The 790-nt window shown below is 41.6% G+C and carries 1 protein-coding gene; it reads right to left on the reverse strand.

Features of this window, described 5'->3' with window-relative positions:
- Nucleotides 1-790: CARDB domain-containing protein (locus ABS768_RS17565; protein WP_408076252.1), on the reverse strand; the 790-nt coding region annotated here is incomplete at both ends.

Below are 790 nucleotides of genomic sequence, written 5' to 3' on the forward strand. Positions count from 1 at the left end.
CCTGTTGTAGCTGTAAAACTGTTATAAGTATATCCGTCAGGTAATAAATCAGTTACCTCTACCCCTGTAGCATCCTGAGGACCAGCATTGGACACAACCACCTCAAAAATTATCTGTGACCCAACAAGCGGAGTGGCATTATTAACCGTTTTAGTTAATGATAAATCGGCGGCTGTGCTTACAGGCGTTACAATTGCATTATCCTCATCATCCTCACTTTGATCTCCATCATCATTATTAGGTGTACTGTCGGGATCAGCTTGGTCACTCGCCGAAACTTCTGCAATATTTAAATAATTACCTGTAGCATTAACCGTTGCAGTTACCTGTAATGTTTCATTGCTACCATTAGATAAGCCTCCCAAGTCCCATAAACCTGTTATACTATCATAGCTACCTGATGTGGCACTATAAGATACAAATGTGTATCCGTCAGGAAGTAAATCAGTTACCTGTACTCCTGTGGCATCCTGAGGACCTATATTTCTTATTGTCACCGAAAAAGTAACCTGACCTCCAACTAGTGGAGTTGTTGAACCTAAAACCGTCTTTATAATTGAAAGATCAGCTTCTGCGCTTATTGGTACAGTAGTCGCACTGGCGTAATCGTCCTCCGTATCAACAGCATTATTTGGTGTACTGTCAGGATCGGGCAAGTCACTAGCCGTTACCTCAGCTATGTTTTCATAATTACCTGTAGTAGTTACTGTAGCAGTTACCTGCAAAGTTTCAAAACTACCTGTCGCAACACTACCTACAACCCAAAGTCCGGTAGCTCCATTATAAGAAC

Source organism: Flavobacterium rhizophilum, assembly GCF_046000485.1.
Classification (GTDB): Bacteria; Bacteroidota; Bacteroidia; order Flavobacteriales; family Flavobacteriaceae; genus Flavobacterium; species Flavobacterium rhizophilum.